Annotated in this window: 13 protein-coding genes and 6 pseudogenes; all 19 read left to right on the top strand. The window is 44.2% G+C overall.

What is annotated here, in order from left to right; genetic code table 11:
* Positions 1-47 precede the first annotated feature (47 nt).
* The 19 genes and pseudogenes from RE628_RS26750 (at position 48) to RE628_RS26660 (ending at position 23423) form a co-directional block, all read left to right on the top strand.
* A pseudogene (locus RE628_RS26750) lies at positions 48-2065 on the top strand (DUF5693 family protein).
* Positions 2038-3219, top strand: a pseudogene (gene csaB, locus RE628_RS26745) (polysaccharide pyruvyl transferase CsaB). The pseudogenes RE628_RS26750 and csaB overlap by 28 nt, the downstream one beginning before the upstream one ends.
* 7 nt (positions 3220-3226) lie before the next feature.
* A complete protein-coding gene (locus RE628_RS26740) occupies positions 3227-3991 on the top strand; it encodes a WecB/TagA/CpsF family glycosyltransferase (protein WP_309156385.1) in 765 nt (254 codons plus the stop codon).
* A 110-nt stretch (positions 3992-4101) separates the two neighbouring features.
* Positions 4102-5222, top strand: a pseudogene (locus tag RE628_RS26735) (glycosyltransferase family 4 protein).
* A 362-nt stretch (positions 5223-5584) separates the two neighbouring features.
* The gene (locus RE628_RS26730; protein ID WP_309156384.1) at positions 5585-9574 is read left to right on the top strand and encodes an S-layer homology domain-containing protein; all 3990 of its coding nucleotides are present in this window, start codon (positions 5585-5587) and stop codon (positions 9572-9574) included.
* Between the two features lie 168 nt (positions 9575-9742).
* A complete protein-coding gene (locus RE628_RS26725; protein WP_309156383.1) occupies positions 9743-10084 on the top strand; it encodes a hypothetical protein in 342 nt (113 codons plus the stop codon).
* 516 nt (positions 10085-10600) lie between these two features.
* Complete coding sequence (locus RE628_RS26720) at positions 10601-11317, top strand: S-layer homology domain-containing protein (protein ID WP_309156382.1); 717 nt, start codon at positions 10601-10603, stop codon at positions 11315-11317.
* Positions 11290-13572: a hypothetical protein gene (locus RE628_RS26715; RefSeq protein WP_309156381.1), complete on the top strand. Its 2283-nt coding sequence runs from the start codon at positions 11290-11292 to the stop codon at positions 13570-13572. The genes RE628_RS26720 and RE628_RS26715 overlap by 28 nt, the downstream gene beginning before the upstream one ends.
* Before the next feature lie 744 nt (positions 13573-14316).
* Positions 14317-16257 (top strand): hypothetical protein, encoded by a 1941-nt coding sequence (locus RE628_RS26710; RefSeq protein WP_309156380.1) that lies wholly within the window; start codon positions 14317-14319, stop codon positions 16255-16257.
* Positions 16196-16834: a hypothetical protein gene (locus RE628_RS26705; protein ID WP_309156379.1), complete on the top strand. Its 639-nt coding sequence runs from the start codon at positions 16196-16198 to the stop codon at positions 16832-16834. The genes RE628_RS26710 and RE628_RS26705 overlap by 62 nt, the downstream gene beginning before the upstream one ends.
* A 106-nt stretch (positions 16835-16940) precedes the next feature.
* Positions 16941-17485: pseudogene (locus tag RE628_RS26700) on the top strand (hypothetical protein).
* 93 nt (positions 17486-17578) lie between these two features.
* Positions 17579-17848 (top strand): alpha/beta-type small acid-soluble spore protein, encoded by a 270-nt coding sequence (locus tag RE628_RS26695; protein ID WP_309156378.1) that lies wholly within the window; start codon positions 17579-17581, stop codon positions 17846-17848.
* A 205-nt stretch (positions 17849-18053) separates the two neighbouring features.
* A pseudogene (gene metK, locus RE628_RS26690) lies at positions 18054-19255 on the top strand (methionine adenosyltransferase).
* A 194-nt stretch (positions 19256-19449) separates the two neighbouring features.
* Positions 19450-19923, top strand: coding sequence for an Ig-like domain-containing domain (locus RE628_RS26685; protein WP_309156377.1), 474 nt, complete (start codon positions 19450-19452; stop codon positions 19921-19923).
* A gap of 11 nt (positions 19924-19934) precedes the next feature.
* The gene (locus RE628_RS26680; protein ID WP_309156376.1) at positions 19935-20426 is read left to right on the top strand and encodes an Ig-like domain-containing domain; all 492 of its coding nucleotides are present in this window, start codon (positions 19935-19937) and stop codon (positions 20424-20426) included.
* Positions 20416-20487: pseudogene (locus RE628_RS26675) on the top strand (hypothetical protein); the annotation flags it as partial. The gene RE628_RS26680 and the pseudogene RE628_RS26675, both read left to right, overlap by 11 nt.
* A gap of 3 nt (positions 20488-20490) precedes the next feature.
* Positions 20491-20742, top strand: a complete 252-nt coding sequence (locus RE628_RS26670; protein ID WP_309156375.1) for a hypothetical protein — start codon at positions 20491-20493, stop codon at positions 20740-20742.
* Positions 20743-20770: 28 nt separating this feature from the next.
* The gene (locus tag RE628_RS26665; RefSeq protein ID WP_309156374.1) at positions 20771-22135 is read left to right on the top strand and encodes a SwmB domain-containing protein; all 1365 of its coding nucleotides are present in this window, start codon (positions 20771-20773) and stop codon (positions 22133-22135) included.
* Positions 22098-23423, top strand: a complete 1326-nt coding sequence (locus RE628_RS26660) for an S-layer homology domain-containing protein (RefSeq protein ID WP_309156373.1) — start codon at positions 22098-22100, stop codon at positions 23421-23423. Before RE628_RS26665 ends, RE628_RS26660 begins: the two co-directional genes overlap by 38 nt.
* Positions 23424-23438: the final 15 nt, after the last annotated feature.

Here is a 23438-nt window from a genome sequence, read left to right as displayed (position 1 = left end):
GATAATAGGATGGATATATTTTTTTCTTAAGTTGAGGAGGTAACTTTGTGGTACAAAGTTGGCAGCGGTGGAATAAAGCTTCCCGCAAATGGCTATGGATTTTGGTGATTGTGGGGATTGTCGCCTCTATACCTGTCATTTATCAGCGGGTGGAGACGGAATCTTCGGCAAATAATGTGGAGATTGTATTCAATTATCGCGGTTTGGTGGAGATATCGAATTATCAAGCTAATCCAGCGGCATATATGAATGAACAGTTAGATCGATTGAAGAAAGCTGGAATTACAACTATGGCTCTGTTCGAGAGCACATTGGACGAGTATCAGAAGACAAGACGAATTATGGTCCTCAGTGAGGCGGATATCGCCAAGCTCAACAAGTCACTGGTGACTCCGAACAGCAACTTTGCTTATATTGCTTTTACGACTGATGATAACGAGAAGCAACTTCGCCCAGTGATTGAAGATGCTTTCCGCGGCTTAGGCGTTACAGTTACACCTTGGGAATATGAAGGCCGTCCGGGTCTGGTCGTTGAGATGTCTCCGGATGAGGCGCTGCTGAAGCCGATGCCGATTGATAAGACGACATTTTCGATGCTGCAGGATAAAGGCTTCATTATTTTGCCGCGGTTGTCTGATAATATCTCGTATGATCAAGCGATGATGGATAAAGAGCTTCAATATTTCGCAGATCATGGCGTAAATCGTATCCTGTTTGATGGTGAAGCCGTCAAAGGGTTCGAAGATGATGAGAAAATGAACAGTTTGCAGGGTTTTGCTGACCTGCTGAATAAATATAATATTGGGATTGCTACGATTGAGAATTTGAAGGCTCCTCAAAAAGGCTTCAACAATCTGGCATATCTGACGGATTATAATGTAGTTCGTCTTCATTCGCTGGCGGACTTGGAGGCAGGACAGCCTATCGAGACTTTAGCCGATCGGTTCTCACTTGCTGTGAAGGACCGTAACATTCGGATGATCTATTTGAATGCTTCTCCGGCTAAGGATGCGGCTAAAGCAGCGATTACCAATCCGATTGATAACCTGATTGATTCGCTTCAAGAACCGGGACAAGCCATTCAGCGTATCCAGAATGACGGATTCGAGCTGGGCAAGCGCAGGCCTTCCACGTATATGATGCTTCCTGGCAGAAGTATGCGAAGGCACTGGTTGTTCTTGGAGGCCTAGCGTTTATTGCTTTGTTGGTTTCTTACTTTATCGCTCCGCTTACGCTTGCGGTGTTCGTCCTCGGACTGATCGGATCCGCAGGGTTGTATGTACTGAAACCAACATTAATGGAACAGGCCCTTGCTCTGTTTGTGGCAATTAGTGCCCCGACCATTGCAATGGTGCTGGCGATCCGTAAAGTAAATGAAGTAAATGATGGTAAGACAGTGATTCCTAATAGCAAAAGACTGGCACATACGATCGTTCTGTATGTGAAGACGGCGGTGATTTCGCTGTCGGCGGTTCCTTTTGTGATCGCATTGCTTAACAATATTACGTACAGTCTCGTGCTGAATCAGTTCCGCGGCGTAAGCTTGTTGCATTTGGGACCGATTCTGCTGATTGCTCTTTATGTCTTCTTATACCAAGGTGAATCCGTCTGGAAAGAATTGAACCGTTGGCTCAAGACGAAGATTACTTTATTATGGATTCTTGTGATTGGAATTTTGGGCGTTGTTGGTCTGTATTACCTGTCACGTACAGGCAACGCTGGCTCGCTGCTACCTGGCGAAGCCGCGTTCAGATCCTTCCTTGAGAATACATTTGGTGTAAGACCTAGAAATAAAGAATTCTTGCTTGCGCATCCGCTGTTCCTGGCAGGTATCTTCGCTGCGTTCCGTTATCGCTGGGCACTCTACGTGATGGTTGTCGCGGTGATGGGACAACTGTCTATGGTGGATACGTTCGCTCATATCCATACACCAGCGGTCTTGTCTCTGATTCGCGGCTTGCTCGGTTTGGGACTGGGATTGATCGTTGGCTTAATCGCAATTGTAATTTGGCATATTATCGAAAGGTGCTGGGATAAATGGTCACCGCGTCTCCTCAAACCATAGTTCTATCGGGATATTACGGCTTTCGCAACAGCGGGGATGAAGCAGTGCTGCAATCTATTCTTACTGCGCTGGAAGAGGAGGGCCGGGCATCCGGGTACAGATTGAACCGGTCGTATTATCGATCGATCCCGAATGGACGAGTCGTACCTATGGAGTAAAAGCTGTACATCGGATGAAATTTACGGAAGTAAGGAACGCTATTAAGAACAGCGACGGATTGATCAGCGGCGGGGCAGCCTGCTGCAGGATGCGACGGGGCTCAAGTCGATCCCGTATTATCTCGGTGTGATCAAGCTAGCGCAGTGGCTTGGAAAGCCTACCTTTGTGTATGCGCAGGGCGTAGGCCCAGTTAATCGTAAGCTATTCCGTCCATTTATCGCGTCCGTGTTCCGGCGCTGCGATTATATCTCAGTGCGGGATGCGGAGTCGGCGGAGCTGCTCCGCAGCATGGGCATACCGGGCGGGGACATTGAAGTTGTCCCCGATCCGGTGATGGGGCTGAAGCTGCCCGAAGATGGGGCGGCAGCTTCAGCAGAACTACAGCAGGACTCGCAAGGGGGCGAGTCCGCTGCTACCACCGGCGTCGGCGCTGATGCGGCCGCGCTGCCGGTGGTGGGGGTGTCGGTCCGCTTCTGGACAGAAGCGCGGACCGAACTGGCGAAGCTGGCCGAAGGCCTGGCTTCGCTGAGCCGCCGCAAGCCGGTGCATATCCGCTTCCTGCCATTTCATTTCCCGGCGATGACGAAGCTTCGCGCTTCGTCATGGAGCAGATGGGAAATGTGGCAGACAGCGGCAGCACCGTGAGTATTGCGGCGGAGACAGAGCATCCGCAGGATATGCTCCGGGAAGTCAGCCAGTGCAGCCTGCTGATCGGCATGAGGCTGCACAGCTTGATCTACGCGGCCTCGCGGGAAGTTCCGCTGCTCGGCATCTCGTATGATCCGAAGATCGATCATTTCCTCGGCCGTGTCGGCAGTGTTCCGGTCGGAACGACGGATGAGCTCGATCCGCAGATTGTTGCCGCGCAAGCCGAGCGTCTGCTCACCGAAGGTGAGACCAGGCGCAGAGCAAATACAGCGAAGATCGACGCGATGAAGAAAGCAGCACGGTTGCCGGCGGAGCATATCGCACAATTTCTACGGAGCAAAGGGTGATCCGAAAATGACGATAACACATGATACAGCGGTACCGACGGTATCCATGTTCGGCATTCCTGTATGTAAGTGGGGAATGAAGGATACGGTGGAGTACTTGTCTCAGGTGGTTGCTTCCGGGACACCCCATCAGATTATTACCGCGAATCCAATTATGATTATGGCCGCTCTGGAGAACCCGGAATACAAGCAGATGATGCAGGCGGCTGAATTAATTGTGCCAGATGGCAGCGGCGTGGTCTGGGCTGCGCAGAAAGGCGGCGATCCCGTGGCAGAGCGGGTGGCAGGTATCGATTTGATGCATGAGCTACTGCTGCAAGGCGCGGGACGTAAATGGAGAGTCTATCTGATGGGATCGACTCCGGAAGTGATTGAAGAGACGGCTCACCGCTTGTCTCAGCAATATCCAGGCCTGGTGATCGCGGGCTACCGGGACGGATATTTTGGTCCGGAACAAGATGAGGAAGTTGTCCAAGCGATTAAGGAAACCTCGCCGCATCTGTTATTTGTTGCTAGGGGTGCGGACACGCAGGAGCCTTGGATCGCAAAATATAAGAAGTCACTCGGCGTACCAATTATGATGGGCGTCGGAGGCAGTTTTGATGTTATATCCGGCAAGACCAAGCGGGCTCCGCTTGTATTCCAGAAGCTTCGGCTTGAATGGTTATACCGTCTGTTAAAACAACCATCCCGGTTACCGCGGATGCTTGCGCTACCGAAATTTACCGTTAAGGTGATGCGCGAGGGAGAAAACCTGACCAAAGTAAGATAATTCATTGAAATATTACAGAAAACAGCGTATTATTGCTTAAATACGAGGTTGGTCTTTCTTTTTGAAACGGAGTATAATCATTCCGGCAGAACAATTGGGGGTTATTACACATGTGGATGATCTATACCATCGGGTTTATCGTCGCGCTTGGTATGGCGCTTGCTCTCACGCCGCTGGTTAAGAAGTTCGCTTTTAAGGTCGGCGCTGTGGACGTGCCTAACGCACGTAAGGTGCATACGAAGACTATGCCGCGACTCGGTGGATTGGGCATTTATTTATCTTTTTTAATTACTTTTCTGATAATCATATGGTTTGTTCCGGATCATTCTCAGTACGTGAGATGAATTTTATGAAGGCATTTCTTGTGGGCGGTACGATAACAGTTCTGCTTGGAGCACTGGATGACCGCTTCGATTTGCCGGTGAAGCTGAAATTTGTTGTGCAGATTGCGACAGCCTGCATCGTCGTCTTCGGATTTGACGTGCGGCTGGAGTTCGCGAATATACCGTTCCATACCTACGCTTCGATTGAGAGCTGGATCGCTATTCCGTTCACGATTCTATGGATCGTCGGGGTAACCAATGCCATCAATCTGATTGACGGTCTGGATGGATTGGCAGCTGGGGTTTCCGGCATTGCAATTGCAACGATTGCTGTGATGGCGTTCATTATGGGTAATGTCGTTGTTGCCTTGATGAGCTTACTGTTGCTCGGAAGTATCCTTGGCTTCCTGCATTTCAATTTCCACCCAGCCAAGATATTTATGGGCGACTCGGGATCGTTGTTCCTTGGCTTCTGTCTTGCACTATTATCCTTGCTCGGATTTAAGCAGGTCGCAATTGTGTCGTTCCTGACGCCAATCATTCTGATCGGTGTACCGCTCTCAGATACGATGTTTGCAATCATCCGCCGCTGGATGCAGAAGAAACCTATCTTCTCACCGGACAAGGGGCATCTACATCATTGCTTGCGCGAGCTCGGATTCAGCCACCGCCAGACGGTGCTGATCATTTACGGGATTGCTGCTTTCTTCGGAGTGCTGGCAGTTATCCAATCCTCGGCAGCGATGTATAGTGCCAACTGGGTTACTTTTGTAGTCATCTGCGTCATGGTCTTCTTCCTACAAATCGGAGCCGAAGTCATTGGCCTTATCGGCAAGACCAAACGGCCAGTGTTGAATCTCCTGGCACGTCTGCGCATGAAGGTCGGAGAAGAACGGGGATCGAAGTAAGACGACTGCAGGAACTTGGATTTTCGATTTAGCAAGATGGAACTGAAGATTACAGAAATTATATGATTTATATAAATGTGTTTGAATGGGACAACCTCTTTGGTGCTTAGGTGCTGAAGGGGTTGTTTTTTTGTACATCTACATATTATTCTATGCGGTTGATCAGGAAAGTGTGGCGATGATAGGCACGGCCTTTGCGGTGAGCAAAGAGATAGTAAACATTTTAATGTGACGGATTTTACGGTTTTTCTAAAAGATTGTCTCCTTTTGTCCGATAACAGAAATAAGTGCCGATTATTGGACGGGTTTCCGCCATGGAAATGCGGGAATCACCAGACCATTCAAAAAGGAGAGATAAACACATGCAACGCATCAAGAAATCAATCGTGTGGCTTCTGCTCATGGTATTGGTAGGCTCCTTGTTTCCGACAGGGCTTACGCAGCAAGCGCTGGCCGCAAGTAATGATTTAACATCTACGACGTACTTTAGCCCGGATATCCTCGATATTCGCAAGACGTCCAATCTTGATTTGACGAAGGAAAATCTTAGGGATGAAGTTTACATTACAAATAGTCCGACGATTTCAATTAGCGGTACCTATTCCAAAGTATCAGGAGATACGCTAAGAGCTCAAGTAGATTTGTTTACTTGGGATGCGTCTAAAAATTCCTGGGTAGCCGATAAGGTCCATTCCGCTCCGGGTACGGTTCAGAAGGATACAAACACTCCGGAGAGCCGCTTTAACGCTTCCAATCTGACTTTGTTCCCCGGCTTGAACCGGATTACTTTTACAGGTACGATTGGTAACTTGGAAGGGTCGGAATCTTTCTACGTACTTTATGACAAAATACCTTATGTATCCAAGCTCGTTATCTCCGGCGGCGGTCTTCTGTCGGATGTGAATTTAAATGAAGGTACAAGGGTTGTTGTAGAGAACTCGCCAATTTCCCTATTGGGAGAGGTTCATAATACGACGAAAGCTACTGTATCTGTTAACGGTGGCACATCATTATCAACGGAGATTTACAACAATCAATTGGCAACGCCACCTTTGAATTTGTCGCCAGGTCTGAACAAACTAAAAATCGTGTTTACGAATGCGTCTGACTCTATCACGATTACTCGTGACGTGTACTACTTTAAGCTGTCTGACCCGTTTACAGATATGTACGTGATGGACGGGAATCAGGAATATAAAGTGTTTGAGAGTAAGCCGACTCTAACGACTACAGGTCTATCATCGGCCTCAATGATCATTCAAGTGCTGCTACCATATAGTGCAAGCACTAAGGATTTTGCAACGGATTCTAAGATCACAGTAAACGGAAATGCTGTATCGATTGATTCAATTCTGGATTCCAATCTTTATGACGATAGCGGAAAATTTGTTCCTAAAGCAGGAACTGAAGTTGTAATTAATGGTTCACTAGGAAACCCGTCTTATCGTCTCGTAACTTTCAAGACGAGTCCTTTCCCATTAGAGAAAGACGACGCTGGTATCGTGAAGACATCTCAATCGCCGAAAGTAATTGTAAACTACGGAGCTAATGGTTCGGCTTGGAATTTTACCGCTTCCTATACTCCAATCTTCCAGTATCTTGAGGGACAGGTACTGATAAAAGATTTGATGTATCTCCCGGATTACAAAGATTCCTACAATGGTAATTTAAAGGATGTCAGCCAGACGAAGCTTGATGGCTCTCAAGTTAGCAGCGGCGACTTCTATATCATGGTCAGAACGAACGGTGCGCCAGTTGGGGCGCTGACAGGTGAGTACTTGCCATTAGGGACGAAGACGTTGAACATTAGCGGACCTACTGTCGTCCAAGGCGAGACGAATGCATGGATATATAAAATAACCGGCTTCTCCAATGGTGAGCAACAGGTTAGATTCAAATACAGCAATTCTTCGGCTGCAACCGTTAATATTTCTTATGTATCCAAAAACTATATCTATGTCAGTAATTTGTTCGATGGACAGACTTATACCTTTAACTCTAAAAATGGCACAAATGAAATGAATATTACCGGTGAATACATCGGTTTTGAAAATCTAACAAACGCCCAGTATTTTATTAACGGCATTTCTGGGGACAAATTGACTCAAGGTGTAGGGGCTGATGGTAGTGATACCAAATTGGACGTTGACCTTACGGCGACTCCGAAGGTAACAAAATTCAGTCTGACTTTGAACATCAAACCAGACGGTCCACTCGTATATGGCGAGAACTCCATCGTCTTCACGGGAACTTCGATGGATAATGCGGGCAATAAACGGGAGGTTCGCAAAGAGCTCAGAATTTATATCGTAGATGAGAATGTCTCGAACATTAGCCAGTTCCATCCGGCTAAGGTGCCTTCAACAGGCAAGACGCGGGCCCCATTCCCAAGTGAGAATCAATTTGATTCAACGGATGCGGATATTAAAGAACTAGTCAAAGATATGATTGCCTTGATCTTTGAACAGCCTACCGAGTTCACATTCAAGGATGATAAATACGCGACAAGCGAACAAGAATATGACCTTGTCATCCGTGGTGGCGGGGCAAGGAATGTTAATTTGTATTTTGGTTCTGACAAAATATTTACGGCATCGCTCGATAACACTACTAAGCATGAAATTTCGACTTACCAAGGATATGACTACGATTTAACGGGTAATGAGAATGATTTTATTCTCCGTATTCGCAATTTTAAATTTAATGCTCCGGGTACACATGTTTATAACCTGGAATTAATTAATTCTACAGGTGCTCGTACGAACCAACGGTTGGAAATTACCCGTGAATTGGCACCATACCGTTTGCTTGCGCCACAACCTACCGTAGGCGACAAGTATGTAGTGAACAAGAACTTCATTCGCTTCGATATTGAGGCGGAGGGAGCTACCAAAGTAATTATTGATAAAAATGAAGCAACCCGTCGCCCTGAGCCGGAGATGAAGGATCGATTCACTTACGATTATGTAGGGTTGAAACCGGACAAGACAACAAAGATCAAGATTCAGATCGTCCGCGGTAACTCAACGATCAATGATACGATAGAGGTATACTATACGGGAGCAATAGAGATTGATTCCCAGTATATGGCCGAGAAGGTATCCAACAAATATAGTATATTCAATAAATCGTTAGAACTTAGCTTCCCGAAAGGAACGGTTCTTCAATCTGCGACCATGAATAGCAACCGGGTGACAAAGTTCTATCCTGACAACAAAATTCTGTTTGGGATTGCCGATCCGAAGGATGGCGTTGTAGAGCGTCGCAATGATTACGGTGGCTTTATCAACAAGAATGACGGCATTAACAATATTATTATTCCTGACACATACATCAGCCGCTTTAACTCAACTGCAGATACATCGAATTTTACGCGTATCTCACAAATCTATTGGATTAACGGCGGTGTCGGCGAGCTGGGGGATAAAGGTAACTTAGGCTATAAGCCAGCGACGAACGGTCTGGCTCCATATTCTACCGAAGGCTTCTTTACCGCGTTCGAGAATGAGCGTAAGATTGTTCCTTCCCAACGCGGGACGTTAACGCTTAGCTATGATCCGAATGTAGTCGATCAGGCTGGAACTTTGGTAACAGTATTCAGATATATCGATGCAGGCGGCTACGGTCGTTGGGAAAGAATTCCTGGAGAGGTAAACTCGAGCAAGCATACGATCACGGTACCGTTCGACCAATTCGGCTATTATACCGTGATGAAGCTGAACCGTGGTTACAGCGATATTACGAACCATCCGTGGGCCAGAAATATTCTGAACGCATTGTATTCGAAAGGAATTATGGAGGCACTGCGCGCTGATATGTTTGGTGCGGATGATCAGACGACTCGTGGTGAGTTTGCAACTTTGCTAGTTAAAGGTTTAAATCTTCCAATTAATGCTGATGAGAACCAACAGACCTTCTTTGATGTGCCATATGGTTCGAAGACAGCAACCTGGGATTTCGAACATCTTGAGACTGCAGCAAGAGCTGGAATCATAACCGGACGTACAGAAGGCTTCTTCTCGCCGAATATGCCGATAACCCGCCAAGATGCAGCGGTCATGATTGCAAGAGCGATGAAGAGCTTGAAACTGCCAGCTAACGACCAGAAGTTAAAAGCTAGCCTGGCGAAGTCGTTCCTTGATTCTGGCAAGATGGATTACTATGCTCTGCCAGCGATTTCGGCCGTTACTAGTGCGAAGATTATGAGCGGTACTCCTGTTACTTTGCCAGGGGCCAAGAAGCCTTCCTATAACTTCAATCCGGACAGCAATATGACACGGGCTGAAGCTGGTAAGATCGCTGTAGAGTTGTTAAAGAAGACGACGAGTCTTTTCCCAAAGAACTTTAGCTAACACGTAATCGGATATCCCCTTGCCTGAGCGGATTGCGGCAAGGGGATATTTTTTTCCAATTACATCTTTTTGTAATTTGTTGGGGATTAAGTTACAATAGGCAGAGTAAGAAAGATCAAGTACAATATTCAGAAGAACATTTTTTGCAAAAAGGGTGAATTTGAACTGATGAAACCGATATTGTCAAAACCGCAACTAGGATATTCAAAGGCAAAGAGAAAGTTTGAGGATAGATCCAAAGTATTGGAGAAGAGAATTGAAGAGATTGCTAAGGAACAAGAAGTAACTCAACTGGTTATGGAGGGGCTTGTTATAGAGACAGGTTTCCACCAAGCTTTCAATGATCTGCGTGATGCCGAGAATGAATTAATTGAATGGTCTCATAATACAATGAAGCATGAGAAGGAATACAAGGATAACAAGCAAGCAATTGATGATATGTATTTGAAGCTGAACTCTGATCCTAAGATGCGCAGCCGGATTATTCAATTGGCGATGAGAGTTAGATAATAATAAATTGCAATCATAAGCTATTTATTTGCCCAATAAGGCGTCCAAATTTGGACGTCTTATTTGTGTTACTCGTACATATATTTAGAATATTGATCTGGAAAAACTTGCACGGTGACTTGGGAGATTCAGGGGTGTTATACTAATTTCCGTCAGCAGGAACACGTGACAATATGATGAAATGCAGGAGAACAATAGAAAAGGTAACAATCTTGCAATTTTTTTTGAAATAGGCGCAACTTTTTTTATTCTACTGCGTTTAAGATTGTGAGCATGATGATGAGGACCAAATTTAGACATCCCAACATGTTCCTCATGGGGAAACTTGTCTATCTTTTAGAAAAATTAACTTTACGGCACTTGGGACTCATTGTATAATGTTTAGGTAGGATTAGGAAACTAGTCTACTTCTACATTCTATTAGCTTGCCTCATAGTTTATAAGTTTCTGCGGCTTTGTCGCAGACCTAATTTATAGGAACTCTGCTCAGACTCTGGAAAGGGGGTGCAATGGCTAATGAGTAACACGAGCTATTCAATTAAAGAAAACTCTTATGTGATAGTTAATCAAGGAGGAGAAAAAAAGGTTATGAAGAAAATTTTATCCGTAGCTTTGTCTACAGCAATGGCATTCTCCATGTTTGCTACTGTAGCATTCGGTGCTGACGCTAAGTTGACACCAGAACAACAATTTAACGCATTGAAAGACGCTGGTATCGTAGAAGGTTTCCCAGATGGATTGTCCCACTTGGACAGAAGCCTGACTCGTGCTGAATTGGCTAAGATCATCACTAAAGCAACTGACCTTGCTCCAGTTGACGCTACTTCTTACAACGATAAGAACTATGCTAAGCACTGGGCACGTACTTACATCGAAGCTGTAACTCAAGCGGGAATCATGGAAGGTAAGAACACTGAGAAGAAATTGTTCGACCCAAGTGGTAACCTTTCCGTTCAAGAACTCGCTGCAGTTCTGGTTCGTGCATTGAAACTTGAAGTTCCAACTGAAACTAACAACACTGCTACTGAGTGGGCTAAAGGCTATGTAGAAGCAGCTGTTAAGGGCGGGTTTATCGACGCTGGTATCAACTACCAAGCTAACGCTAGCCGTTCCCAAGCAATCGTTGCTGCATATGCAATCTACGAAGAGTCCCAATTGAAAGTAGCTAAAGCTGAAGCTATTGATGCAACTCATGTTAAGTTGACTTGTCCACTGGCGAAGTTGTTGAAGTAACTTTGGAGAAAGCTCTTGAAGCTAACAAAGCTACTGAGCTTGAGTACACTACTAAAGACGGTAAAGTGTTGAAATACACTGTTACTTTGGTAGTAACTGACGCTACTAAAGTTGAGAAAGTAGCTGCTTCTAACTTGAAAGAAGCTGTTGTAACTTTCGACGGTAAAGTAGACAAAGATACTGCTGAGAATGTTGCTAACTACACTTTGAAGTCCGGCAGAGTTATCAAATCGGCTGTTTTGTCCGATGATGCTAAGTCTGTAACATTGACTCTTAACAACCAATTCACTAACAATAAAGTGGAATACTTGAGTGTAGCTAATGTTAAAGCAGGTAGCAACACAGTTTCTGCTAAGGAAGTTGAATTCACAGTTGCTGATAACGACCTTCCTGAAGTAACAGCTGTTAAATCTTTGGGAACTAAATCGATCAAAGTTACTTTCAGTGAGCCTGTATCTGGTGTAGCTCAAGGCAACTTTGAATTGGATGGTTCTGCATACTATGGCGATGTTAAAGAACTGAACTCCAGAACATATGTATTGACTCCATATGCTGGTGCTCTTTCCGTAGCTGACCACAAGTTGGTAGTTAAGGGTGTTAATGACTTCGCAGGCTTCACTGGATTGACTTCGACTCATCAGTTCACAGTAGTAGAAGATACAACTGCTCCAACGATTGCAGAAGCTACTGCAACTCTGGAAAGTGTAACTATTACTTTCTCTGAAGAAGTAGACCCAGACACATTTGATGAGTCTGATGTATTCTGGAAATCCAGCGGTAGCAATAAAGAAGCTAACAAAGTTTCTCAAGTCGCTGATAACAAATACAAGTTCACTTTCAACAATGATGACAATGGCTTGCCAACTGGTCCAGTTACAATCTACGTAGAAAATGTAACTGACTTCTCTGGCAACAAGATCGCTAAAGATGCTTCTGTAGTAGTAACTCCAGAGATCGACCAAACTCGCCCTGAAGTTACAAAAGCTGAAGTTACAGATCCAGATACAATCAAAGTTACATTCAGCAAAGACTTGTATCAAGTAGATAATGTTGACAACTATTCAGTTGTAAACAAAGATGGCGATGTTCTTCCAGTTGAATCAGCATCATTCGGTGCTGACAAAAACATCGTTATTATTAAAACTTACAAAGCATTGTCAGTAGGCGAGAACAAACTTACTATTAAGAACCTTCAAGATAGCACTCGTCTGCATAATACTATGCTCGACTATTCGGGTAAAGTAGTACGCGGCGATAAAGAAACACCTAAACTTGACCAGAATGTTCTTGTTAGTGGTAACACTGTATTGCTGACATTTGATAAGGCAATGGATGTTTCTACATTTAACAACTCTAACTTCTATGTTACTGTTGATGGTAAGAAACAAGCTATGACAGATGCAATTGCTGAGCTTCAGCCATTGAACGGCGGCAAAGCACTTATGATTAGATTTGCTGAGAACAAAAAGATTACAACTGGTGATGTAACTGAATTGTACGTTCTTGGATTAAAAGACACGAACGGCAACTTGCTGTATGAGTTTGTAAATGCCAATGATACTGTTGGTGGTGTTACTATCACTAACAAAATTGATCTGACTAGCACTGATTATAAGGAATTGAAAGTTAAATCTGCTAAGTTGACTGGTAAGCAAACTCTAGAACTTGAATTTAATGCTACAGTCACAGCAGCATCTAAAGATGCTTTCAAAGTTACATCTCCGTCTGCAACAGCTGGTGTTTATACTGTGAACTCTGTTAAATTTGATGGCAGCAATGTTATCAAGCTTAACTTGAAAGAGTCCTTCACTACTACCGAAAACTTGGGTGTTGAAGTTCTTTCAGCATTGACTACACTGGTTGGCAAGGTTGATGTAAAAGATCCTGTTATTGCAAGTGCAGATATTAAAGATGAAGTAAGTCCTGAGTTGGTAGGCGATTTGGCTTCTGATGCAGTAGCTGGAACAATCACAGCTACATTTACAGAAGGAGTCAAAGCTATTGCTCCAGTGGAATTCTTGAATTCTGCATTTGAGATTACTCGTAAATGGGACGGCAAAGTTCTTAAAGCTGACCAATTCGATGTAGTTGTTAATGGTAACACAGTTACCATCGAACTTCATGATGATGCAAGAACTAAAGATTCTGCTTACACTGTTAAGTTCAAAGGATCTGACTTCATTGTAGATAAGAGCGCAGATGAAAATAAAGCAGCTGGTTTTACTAAAACTACAAAAGTAATTGATGGTAAATAATAATTTGTAGTTTTAATCGAGGGTCACATATGTGGCTCTCGATTTTTTAATTTCAGCATATCGAAATATTTTCTATCCTTTAGCCAATCGTCAATCTGTGAAGATTCCCGCCAAATGCACAGCAGCTATAACAAATGTGAATATCTAGACTTTGGATGAAGAAAGCATACTTACTTATACATTGTCCATCAATAACAGTGATGGGAAAGCGATGAATTTATTGGATTACGGTAAGTGGAACGAAAATAGTACATTGTAATGGAAACTAGGTGAGTGTTGTAATATCCGTAATACTGAATAAAGTTTTCACTAGTTAATTCTGGTGAGATCTTTTTTTTGTGATACAGTTATTAAGCTTCTCTTCAGCTATATTTAAGCTTTTAGTGTTAGTATGGAAGAAAATATAGTTTATTAGGAAACCTTTTTCTCTATTAAACGTTTAATCTTTAGGGGAAGTAATGTACGGGGTAGTGATTTGATTAAGTCTCCAATTAATATATTTTAAATTGACCACATTTTTTACAGGAGGTGACCCTGAACAAGCCAGACCCAGACTCTTGGGTACTCCATAAATATTCATTGGATGGTCAGTTGGAGAACAAATTACTTCTCGTATGGGATCACCACTCTAGGATTTGCAGCGTTGGGTAAGTTCCTAGCAAGTTATCAACAGCAGCACTAACTTACGAGATGTGAACAATCACAAAATAATGGGTTACTCTTAATATACGAGGAGGCGAGAAATTGGAAAAGAAAAAAACTTCTGCACTAGCAGCGACGATTGGGATAGCGATGCTGCTGACAAACTCTCAAGGTGCATTGGCAGCGGGAGCAACAACGACTAAATCTACTACGAATCCGGCAACGAAACAGACAACTACGACTGTACATACATTAGCAAATCTTCAACCTGTGAAGATTTCCGCCAAGAGCACTGCATCTCTAACAGATGTGAATATTTTAACCTTGGATGAAGAAAGCATACTTACGTATACGTTGACTATCAAAAATGGTGATGGAAAGACGTTGGATTTATTAGATTATTGGTCGAAAGTGAAAACGGCCAGTGGAACGAAATATAGTACAACCTTAATGACGAAAGATAAAGATAAGAAGAAGCTGTCTGCGGGGTCTTCTACGACATTGACCTTTGTGGCCAAAGTCGGTAAGAATACGAAGATCAGCGACCTTGTCTTTCAAGTGATAAAATGGGATTTCAGTCAAACTGGTTATGAAAGCTTAAAAGGCCAATTTAAGATTCCAGCCTCCTATCTGACATCCACCCCAGCGAATCAATCGAAAACATTGAAAGTGTTCGATACACCGGTTAAAGCGAAAGTAAATCAGGTCGCTGCATTTGCTTCCGGTGATTATAACTATGTTAGTGTGGGTTTGAACCTGCAGAATATTGGCTACAAAATCTTTGAAGATCCAAAAGTGAAGTTTGTTATTAAAACAGCTAGCGGTGCCAGTTATCCATTGACGGCTGATCCAACCAGTTCGGATTATAAAATACAGCCACAGGATAATAAAACTTTAAATTTAATGACAAAAATTCCAAAAAGTATCAAGTTGGACAAAATGGAGCTGCAATTGGTCCAGGATGACGAGACTGCAAAACTTAGCTTGCCAATTGCAACGATGCAATTGCCGAGTGTAGCTAATAAGTCACTTGCTATTGAGGCAAATACAGATAAGTTCATCTCCATAGGCAATGGAAAAATCGCGGTTCGTGTTAATGGGGCATCGATGCTGCAAAGCTTCGATGAACATGATTTATCGATTCGAGTAGTATTAAGAAATACAAGCGGAACAACTGTGAAAATTCCTAAGTATCAATTTGATTTGCAAACTTCAGATGGTTACCGCTTGCCAATCGATTCGCAAGTTATTGATAACTTATCGTTACAACCTCTTGAAGAGAAGACAATCTCATTTAATGTGACGATTCCTGCCAACGTAAGTGCAGTTGATCCACAGTTGTTCATGAGTTTGCCGGCAGCAGAGGATGTGAAAGATAGTTTCAGCTATCCAGTAGGGATCTTTGCAATGCCTGAAATACAATCGATGCAGAACATGATTGGCCAGCAACAATTTGTTCAGACCAGTCAGGGTCTCGTAGGATTCAAGTTGTCTTCCTTGCAGAGATTGCCTTGGAGCGACAGTGATCTTGTCTCTGCAAGAATTACTATTTATAACCCTAGTTTTAAAACGATATTACTTCCGGAGCTTACAGGACAACTTAAAGTCGATCAGGCCAAGCTTACTTCCGACTCCAAATTAATTACTACTCAGAGCGTAGGTTTGTTGGGTGGCAATATGTCCACGGACGTGTATGTAATATCCAAGGTTCCAAATTATCTTGATTTTAGTCAGCTTCAAATTTCTTTATTGCAAAAAGTAGGCGAGAGTACTTCAGAATGGATGCAATTCAGTCATGCTGGAGCTGTTCCGCAATTATCTACTATTGCAAACGGTGAGACTTATTCTATTGATACTGAAGGTCATAAGGAAGGCATCAGAGTACTTCGTTCGTTTGTGTACAATGGGGCTGGCTCCGATCTAATTTATACGGACCTTGAGGTAACTAACAAAGAGGATCATCAAATCGATCTTTCACAATTTGCCAGGTTCCTATCAAGCATCTGGGGGTCAAACTTACAAGGCTACGGTCAGTCAGATTGAAACATCCTCTGGACCGGAAGAGAAGAGTATTGTTACGCTGTGGGCTAAAATTCCGAAAAAGATTACAGCAAGCGATATGAAGCTGATTATAGGGGAAGGTATCACAGATAACAAATTGTCAACTGTTAAGGAAGTGCCGACCGGATATATTAATGCGGCTGCACTAGAGTTAGGAGTTAGTGCACCAAACAGCAGAGGTAATCTATCTGATCTGGATCTGTTCCCGTATACACTGACTGTTAAGAGTGTGAAAGCTACTCTAAATGGATCCACTTCCGTATATCTGAATTTTGAATATAATCAGAAACGGGATATGGAATATAACATTGGAGAGTTTGGTCATAAGTATTTGTTCGAGGTTGTTGATTCATCCGGCCGTACTTTTGAGAAGGAATTTACTCCTGAGACAGACTTGAAATTGATGAATGGCGGTAGTGCTGGATTCAGCTTTGAAGACGCTGTTTTCCAGGATCGTAAGATCGGTAGCTTTAAACTGAATATTTATGATGTGTTCCAAGGTCAGAAATTACTGCTTGGCACACAAGGATTCAATTATTATTCTACAGTTGAAGAATAGGTTCAGAAGCATAAAATCCCCTCTCGGGGATTTTTGCTTGTTCCAATCTATCAAAACCACTATCATTAGAAGTAATAGACTTATAGGGATATAGAGGAGGAACATGATGAAGACAGCATGGAAAGTGACAGCCGCAGTTGTATTGATTGGCGGGAGTTTATGGGCAGGGTCATTAATGAATTTACGCGCAGAGGGAGCAGGTGTGACGAATCAGCCTGGAACTTCGGATGATCCGGTCGTGACGAAGAGTTATGTAGATCAAGCTATTCAACAAGCTTTGAAAGGTGGAGGCAGCACAGCACCAACGGCTCCTACGACGCCTACAGAGCCATCTAAACCAGATGGCGGAGATAATGGTTCTTCTACATCCTCTGCAGGCGATGAGGTGAAAATTGTGGATGTGAAGCCGGGACAGATTCTGATCGCTTCAGCTGGTACGGAATTTATTGTTCGTGCGGGTAAAGCTGCGATTTATAGTGAAGATAAGAACGGTGTCGCTGATTTGACCGATGGAGTAGACATTACTAACGGTCGCGCGGTATCGAATAATCATTTGTTATCTTTCCCAAGAGCAGGCCGGGTATTCAAGTGCAAGAAGGAGATACCCATAATCTGACGGTTATGGTTCGTGGCGGATATCAAATTAAGTAATACTTCCATAAGTAACAAACATTAATACGATTAGTGCCATGTACTAGACACATACTATTCCTGACCCACAATAATCAGGAGGTGTATCAAGTCATGGCAAGAAGTAATCGTAAAGTTGTTCCTGAGAGTCGCGAAGTGTTGAATCAATGGAAATATGAGATCGCTGCAGAATTTGGATTGCCTGTTGGTGGAGCAGACGGTGCAGGTGGTACGGATACTGAATTTGCCGGTGAGCTGGGGGCTTTGGGCGGTTCGTCTAGCGGAGGCTACTGGGGACATTTAACTTCCCGTGAGGTTGGTTCCGTAGGCGGAGAGATTACCAAGCGACTTGTTGCCCAGGCAGAACGGGACTTTTCCTTGTAAGTTCCAACTGTAATTGTCTCATTTTATTTTGACATGAACTTCTAAATACGCTAATATGACTTTTGAGGATTGTCAAATCAACCTTTTCCGCTCAGGAAAAGGTTCATTTTTTGATTTTTAGGTTCTGTCTGGACCTGAACTCCTCGAATTCATTACTAATATATAGTATTGAATGCCATACTATTCATATGGGGAGGTTGATTTAATGTCCATTCAAGGGCGACATTTATTCACATCCGAGTCCGTAACCGAAGGGCATCCGGATAAGATTTGTGATCAGATCTCCGATGCGGTGCTTGATGCATTCCTGGAGAATGATCCAAATGCGCGGTAGCTTGTGAGGTGTCCGTAGCTACAGGTCTTGTACTTGTCATTGGCGAGATCAGCACGAAATCGGAATATGTAGATATCCCTTCAATCGTACGTAACACCATCAAAGAGATTGGTTATACTCGTGCCAAGTACGGTTTTGACTATAATACTTGTGCGGTACTTACATCCTTAAATGAACAATCTGCGGATATCGCTCAAGGGGTCAACGCAGCACTTGAACATCGTGATCCGGCACAAATGGATAAGGAAACGGAAAACATTGGTGCAGGTGACCAGGGCCTTATGTTCGGCTTTGCGACAAATGAGACACCTGAACTTATGCCGCTTCCGATTGCACTGTCTCATCGTATTGCTCGCCGTCTCTCTGAGGTACGCAAAGATGGTTCACTTGACTATCTTCGTCCTGATGGCAAGACGCAAGTTACTATCGAATACGTGGATGGCAAGCCGAAGCGTGTCGATACGATTGTAGTATCTACGCAGCATGCTGAAGATATTACATTGGAACAAATTCAAAAAGATATTAAAGAGCAAGTCATTCTTCCAGTAGTTCCTGCAGAACTGCTTGATGAAGAGACGAAGTACTATATTAACCCAACTGGCCGCTTCGTTATCGGTGGACCGCAAGGGGATGCGGGGCTTACAGGCCGTAAGATCATCGTTGACACCTATGGCGGATATGCACGTCATGGCGGCGGTGCCTTCTCCGGTAAGGATCCGACGAAGGTGGACCGTTCTGCTGCGTACGCTGCCCGTTATGTTGCGAAGAACCTCGTAGCTGCAGGGTTGGCTGATAAGGTTGAAATCCAACTGGCTTATGCAATCGGTGTTGCGACTCCGGTATCGATCAACGTAGATACTTACGGTACAGGTAAAGTTCCGGAAGAGAAGCTGGTTGAGCTTGTGCGCAACAATTTCGATCTTCGTCCAGCGGGTATTATTCGCATGCTGGATCTGCGCCGTCCGATTTATCGTCAGACAGCGGCTTACGGACATTTTGGCCGTACAGATCTAGACTTGCCTTGGGAGCGTCTAGATAAGGCAGAGGCTTTGAAAGAGCAAGCCGGTATCTAAATTGCGGAAATATTTATGAAGTAAATAAACGGATATTCAATTCCTACCGGGAAGTGGATATCCGTTTTTATTTTGCCCATTCCTAAACTTGGTAGCGATTTTTGCCGTTAATAATAGTAAGTGTACGTATACTCGCCATGTGGCTGTTTTACATATACCAGTGAGAATAGATAGAGAGAGGAAGGTTGCTAGAAATGAGAAGAAAATTATCAGTAGCATTAGCTATAATTCTGGTGCTGAATACGTTGCTAGGAGTGATCGTATCGGCGGCAGAAGAAACTTCGTTTAAAGTGGCTGTTACCCCTACTAATGGGGATAAAGGGGTAGCAGTAGGAATCAAAGCCATTCAACTTACTTTTGATCGGAACGTTCGAGAAGGGAATGGAACGATTACCGTATTCAAAGTAAATGGTGACAAGAGCGAGGAAGAGTTGGTCAGTAAGGAAATTACGCCGCAAGGGTACGTGATCAGGGGGATGGAAATCGCGCTTCCTGGCGGTAGCTTAGATTACAACACAACATATCATGTGGTAGGAAAAGAAGGTGCATTCGTAGATGCGGCAAAAGAAGCCGTGAAATCCGAAGCGATTGACCTTACGTTTACGACCTTAAGCAATGCGGGAGCAAAGCACCAGTACTTGCTGACTCCTCACCCTTTTCGCCGGTAACACAGTCTACGGTGCCAGGAAGTTCTCAGAAATTTAGCATAACGTTCAATAAACCTGTTCTAGCTGGTAGTGGCCAGGTGTCGCTGGTACGAGCATCCACAAATGAGTCGATTAAGTTTCCGGCAAATAAAGTGGAAATTGACGGAGCTAAAGCTTCTTTTACAGTAAATGGACTCGTTGCGGGAGAACGTTATTATATTTTAATTGATATGAATGCCTTTAAAGATGTGGATGAGCAATATTATGCTGGAATCAGTAGCGCCCAGGTGTGGTACTTCGATGTACAAGGATCAGCTGTTGGGTGGAATGGGTCAAATCCGACAACGCCGAAGAATGGCGCCAGTGGAGTAGATATTAAGACAAAAGGGCAGTTGAATTTCACACGGCCCGTATATCCAAGCAATGGAAGTATTACGATTCAAGATAAAAGCGGTTCATATAAGTCACAAATCGATGTTACCTCGGCCAATGTAACGGGGAGGAACGAGCAGTATCGCCATTAGTTGGCCAACACTGAGCTATAATACGACTTATACGGTAAGTGTACCTAAGGGTGCCTTTAAAGATATGGATGGAAATGAAACACCAGGGCCACAAACGTGGTCATTCACAACTGGGACATCCGCATCCGATGTGTTGAAGTTTAGCTTAAGCCCTAGTGATGGCAGTACAAGTGTATCTATCACTAGCAATATGGTAGCTACTTTTAACCGCGAGATAATATTGAATAATCCAGGTAAGGTTACTCTAAGACAGCAAGGCTCCAATTCAACTATACCGGCAACAATTACAGCTACCTGGTACGAAGCTAACAATTAAGCCTGAAAGCAATCTTCGAGAAGGAACAGTGTATTACATCGATATAGACAAAGAAGCTGTCGTAGATAAGGCAACAGGCACAAACTTTAATGGATTAAGTGGTTCGAATAGCTGGACCTTCCAGACGAGTGTAACGGATAGAACTGCTCCAGTGTTACAAAGTGCCGTGATGCAAAGTAATACTTCGATTAGGCTTCAGTATAACAAAACATTGGACTCATCCATTAATCTGCTCACCTCCAGTTTTGCAGTAACTGTAAATGGGGAAACGCGTCGTATCAGCAACTCATACATCTCTGGTTCGAGTGTATATGTCACTTTACAAACAGGGGTTGCTGTAGGGCAAAATATACAGATAAGTTACACAGGTAGCGGAGTACGCCCGGTTCAGGATTTGAACGGTAATGTAGCTGCTTCGTTCTCCGGCAAAGTTGTGACGAACGGAGTAGATTCAGTACTACCAAAACCAGAAGACGGATATGTCTCAGGTTCGACTCTAACCTTGCATTTTAGTGATTCTTTAAAAAGCGTCTCCCGTTACGCCTATGAACAATTTAGGGTAGATGTAAATGGAAGCTCGCGAAGTATTGACCGAATTGACCAAAGCGGCTCCGTGGTTACACTTTATTTAAGATCCTCGGTATCTGATGGAGATGCGGTGAAAGTATCGTATACTCCCGGTGATTATCCGCTGCAAGATTATAACGGACAGAATATCGCGGCGTTTCGCGATTATTACGTTAGAAACACCTATGATACGAAGCCTCCGGTTCTGAAGCGTTCGGAAGGATCGGGAAATAAGATCATTTTAACCTATAATGAAGCCTTAAGTACAACTGACATCCCGATGAAGAGCCAGTTTTCTGTACTTGTGAACAATTCACCGGTGTATGTAACCAATGTAGAGATTGTATCGAATCAGGTGTTCTTGACGTTGGCATCTTCCTTTGCACAGGGACAAAATGTAACTATTTCCTATGTATCGGGTATTGACGGGATTGCCGATCTGAACGGTAACCTGGCCGGATATATCAATTTGGAGCCCGTTCAGTACAATGTAGTAATCGAAGGCATTCGCTCCGCTATAGTACGTGGCGATACGATAACGATTAGTTATACTTCATCCTTGAAATCAGTTGCGGTATTTCCGATCAATCAGTTCTATGTTGATCTAGATAATACGAGTCAAAGTCTGCAATCTGCCAGCGTAAGCGGAGACACCGTTACGTTGAAGCTCGTCAATCCGGTAAAAGCGGGACAGTCTGTGCTCGTATCCTATATGTCGAGCGGCACGATGCTGTATGACAATGCAGGGAATGTGATGAAGGGCTACAGCAGCATGCCAGGTTACGAACTTGACGGAGGCAGATACGACGACAACGCCGGGAAGTAGTGGACAACCATCGTATTTAAGTTTTTGGTCAAGCAATGATTTTGGCCTTTCCGGCTATGGATTGGCTTTGAATACGGCCCAGACCTCGGTAGACCGTTCGCGATACGGCCAGATGATAACGAAATATACGCTGGACAGCGCGAAGTTAAAAGAGTCGCTCGGTTTTATAGGCAGTACTCCTGGAACTCAGAAATTACTAGTATTCGAGGTTCCTTCTACCGAGAAGGCTGCAGAAGTAGCCGTGCCGCTAAATCCGTTGATGGACCTGTACAGCAGCGGGAAGATAGCGTCGTTGGCAATCAGGTATGGGGATGTTCTTTACGAGCTTCCGATAGAGAAGATTCCTTTTACGGATATTTCGCGATTGGTAAGCACAAATTCGTTTGCTTCGGTTAGTCTTACAATTCGGATGGAATCTGTGCCAAAGGTACAACTTCCGGCTCTATCCTCCAACGGGGCGATTACAATCAGCGCCCTGGGTGATCCGGTAGAAGTATATATTAATGCTAATGTCGCAGGCACCACCACCTCGGCGGAAGTGGCGCATAAAGGAAAGATATATATTTACACTACGAAGCAAGTACCGGCAAGCACGGCGTCGTTGATCAAGTACGACATGGGTTCTGGTGTCGCGGCATACACGCCATCAAAAGCAAGCACTCGCGGAGCCGGGGTTGTATTTACAGGCGTTGTTGGCGGCAATACTGTGATCGGACCTGCTGTAGGTTATAGCTATTTTGATGACATTAATAAGCATTGGGCGAAGAATGAAATCGCTGAACTCGCAAGTAAATTAATTGTTGAGCCGCGGTCGAAAAACAGCACGAAATTCGAACCGGACAAGAATATCACTCGGGCAGAATTTGCGGTATTCATCGTTAAGGGGCTTGGGCTGGACGGAGATGAATCGAGCGCGCGTCGCTTCCCGGATGTAGTCCCAGGCTCGGCAACAGGCGCTTACATTGGAGCAGCGGCTAAGGCTGGAATTATTAATGGTAACTCCGATGGAACATTTAAGCCTAATAGCAATATTACCCGTGAACAAATGGCGCTGATGATGGTACGGGCGATGGAATATTCCGGGTACGATCTGTCGAACAGCTCCGGAACGCAAATTTTGGTGAAGTTCAAAGACGGAGCCAAAATCCAGAACAAGGTGACCGTCGCCAAGGCTGTACAGGAAGGTATCATTCAAGGAATGACGCAGACGACCTTTCAGCCACAAGGCTATGCTACCCGTGGTCAGGCTGTAGTAATGCTGAAGCGAGTGCTAGATAAGTTGAATTAATAAATAGTTATCCAA

This window comes from Paenibacillus sp. D2_2 (assembly GCF_031199965.1).
In the GTDB taxonomy this organism is placed as follows: Bacteria; Bacillota; Bacilli; order Paenibacillales; family Paenibacillaceae; genus Fontibacillus.
The sequence above is the reverse complement of the archived record's forward strand: the minus strand, read 5'-3'. Positions and strand labels throughout refer to the sequence as shown.